Annotated in this window: 4 protein-coding genes; all 4 read right to left on the bottom strand. The window is 57.7% G+C overall.

Going from position 1 to position 2,875, the window contains the following annotated elements:
• The coding region (locus AC5OW4_RS14950; RefSeq protein ID WP_493677180.1) for an FAD-binding oxidoreductase at positions 1 to 751 on the bottom strand (751 nt) is incomplete at its 3' end.
• On the bottom strand, positions 736 to 1,935 hold the full coding sequence (locus AC5OW4_RS14945; protein ID WP_493677179.1) for an FAD-binding protein: 1,200 nt from the start codon (positions 1,933 to 1,935) through the stop codon (positions 736 to 738). The genes AC5OW4_RS14950 and AC5OW4_RS14945, both read right to left, overlap by 16 nt.
• A complete protein-coding gene (locus AC5OW4_RS14940) occupies positions 1,932 to 2,735 on the bottom strand; it encodes an electron transfer flavoprotein subunit beta/FixA family protein (RefSeq protein ID WP_006061140.1) in 804 nt (267 codons plus the stop codon). Before AC5OW4_RS14940 ends, AC5OW4_RS14945 begins: the two co-directional genes overlap by 4 nt.
• Entirely contained in the window at positions 2,732 to 2,848 is a 117-nt protein-coding gene (locus AC5OW4_RS14935; protein WP_493677181.1) for a hypothetical protein, read from the bottom strand. The genes AC5OW4_RS14940 and AC5OW4_RS14935 overlap by 4 nt, the downstream gene beginning before the upstream one ends.
• Between the last annotated feature and the right edge of the window lie 27 nt (positions 2,849 to 2,875).

Raw genomic sequence — 2,875 nt, 5'->3', positions numbered from 1 at the left:
TCGCCACCGCCGGCAGCCGCATGATTTTCGGCACCAGTGTCAGCGCGTCCTTCAGCGTCGTAAACGGAATCAACAAGGAAGTCATCGCCCGCGGCTTCGGCAGCAGCTTCATCGTGATCTTCGTGACGACGGCCAGCGTGCCTTCGGAACCGACGATCAGATCCTTTAAGGAATAGCCGGAGCTGTTCTTTGAGGTCTTGCCGCCCAGCGTCAGCACACTGCCGTCCGCCAGCACGACTTCCAGGCCGCGCACATAATCACGGGTCACGCCGTATTTCACCGCCCGCATGCCGCCGGCGTTGGTCATGACGTTGCCGCCGACCGACGCGCTCTTTTCGCCTGGATCCGGTGCGTACAACAGATTATGATTCGCCGCTTCCTCAATGATTTCCATCAGCAGCACGCCCGGCTGCAGCACAGCGTTCATCGTCTGTTCGTCGATTTCCAGAATCTTGTTCATGCGCATCATCGACAGCACGATGCCACCGTAAATCGGCACGCAGCCCCCGCACAAACCGGTGCCCGCGCCGCGGGTCGTTACCGGCAGATGTTCTTGACTGGCATAGGCCAGAATCTGTGAAACTTCCTCCGTGCAGCCCGGCTGGATGACCAGCTCCGGATCAAAACAGCCGTAGTGAGTCATTTCGTCATGCGTATAATCGGGATGAATTTCATCGCGGACGCTGACATAGTCACGTCCGGTGATCGCGCTCAGCGCTTCGATATCCCGGGTTTCTAGTTTGCGGAACATACGGTCTCTCCCTCCATTTCTTTAAGCATATTTTCAGCGATTTGTCCGGCGTCGCCGACGACCGCGACATGTGCCAGATCGAAGATCGGAGCCTGCGGATCGGTGTTGACGGCGATGATTTTCTCCGCCCCCTTCATCCCAGCGGTAAACTGGATCGCCCCGCTGATGCCGAAGGTCAGGATCAGCTTCGGCTTCACCGTTCGTCCGGACAAACCGATCTGACGGCGGACATCGTAGCGCCCACTTTCCACAACCGGCCGGCTGCAGGCCATCTGGGCATGCAGCTTCTGCGCTAATGCTTCGATCAGCGCCAGCGTCTTTTCATCCTTAACGCCCCGTCCGACCGCGACAAGCACTTCAGCGTCGGAAATGCTGACCTCCTGTTCCTTATTTTCAATTTTCAGCCATTCAATCTTGGAATCCAGCTTGACCGGATCGATCGGACAGGATACCACCTTTCCGATCCGGGCCTGCTTCACCGCCGGATCCATCACTTTATAGCGCACTGTCGCAAACTGCGGACGATGATTGGTGTTCAGAATCTGAGCCATGATGTTGCCGCCGAAAGCAGGCCGGATCTGCACCAGATCGGTATTCTCCCGCATTTCCAGAACCGTACAGTCGGCCGTTAAGCCGGTGCGGAAGCGCGCCGCGGTGCGCGGAGCGAGCGAGCGGCCGCTGACCGTCGCGCCGACCAGAACGACCGCCGGATGACTGCGCTGAATGCAGTCCTCAAACACTTCGGTATAATTATCCGCACGGAAATACTTAAGCCGTTCATCTTCATAAAGATAGACGTTGGCGACGCCATAATCCAGCAGGGAATCCGCCGCCTGTTCAATGTGATCGCCGATCATCAGACAGTTGACCTGTTGCCCGATGACCCGGGCCAGCTCGTGCGCCTTCCCGATCAATTCCAGCGTCACCGGATGAATCCGGCCGTCGCTGTGTTCAACATAGACGAGAATATCGTGCCACTGGGACTTGTCGATCTGCGGCTGCGGCGCGTCCACCTGTTCGCTGATCGCCTGACTTGGACAGTTGCGCAGACACATCCGGCACATCTTGCAGGCAGCGTTGATCTGGACCTGACCGTCGACCATCGCCATGGCGTTAAATGGACACTGGGTGATGCACAAACCGCAGCGCGTACATTTTTTAGGATCGATCACTAAGCCGCTCATGCGTTTTCCTCCTCCCACATTTTATCTTCTTTCAGGATCGCGACCAGCTTGGCCGCGCTTTCCGCTTCCGGCCCGTCCAGCCGCATTGTCTTCACATCATGGGTCGGTGTGAAAATCCGCTCGACCTGGGTCGGCGAGCCTGACAGACCGATTCGGGATGGATCCAAGGTCCGGCACTGCGCCGCACTCAGCGTGTGAATCGGGTTGTCCGCGGCTTCCTTCGCGCGTTTATAGGATGGCAGATTCGGCTGGAAAATTCCTTTTTCCACCGTGATCAGGCATGGATAAGGAATCCGGGCCACCGCTTCGACCTCGGTCAGATCCTGCTTAACAATCAAGGCCTGATCGTCGGCGTCGATCAGCTCCGTGACCCAGCTGATATGCGGAATTCCGAGCACCTCGGCCATTTCCGGTCCGACCTGAGCCGTGTCGCCGTCGGTCGTCTGCTTGCCGCACAGAATCAGATCGACGTGATCGATCTGGCGGATTCCAGAGGCGATCGTATATGAGGTCGCCAATACGTCGGCCCCGGCAAACTTCCGGTCCGTCAACAGCCAGCCCTCGTCGGCGCCCAGCGCGAATGCTTCCTGCAGCACCGCTTTGGCGGCCGGCGGCCCCATCGTGATCACATGGATCTTCGCACCGGTTTTCTTTCTGATCTGCAGCGCGGTTTCCATCGCGTACAAATCATATGGATTCATCTTCGTTTCAATACCGTCCCGCTTTAAGACGCCGGTAACCGGATCGACTTCGACCTTCTGCGTCGCCGGAACCTGTTTTACGCATACGACAATGTTCACTTCTCTATTTCCTCCCTGTTTTCTTCCAGCCGCAGATGCCGTTTCATCAGCTCCGCTGCTTTTTCCGTCTGTCTGGCCGCGATCGTCCGGGTCAGCTGTTCGTGCTGGTCGATCAGAATCGCCAGCGAGCTGATCGACCA

It is taken from the genome of Holdemania sp., assembly GCF_986127675.1.
Note: the sequence above shows the minus strand (reverse complement) of the source record. Positions and strands in the feature narration are given on the sequence as shown.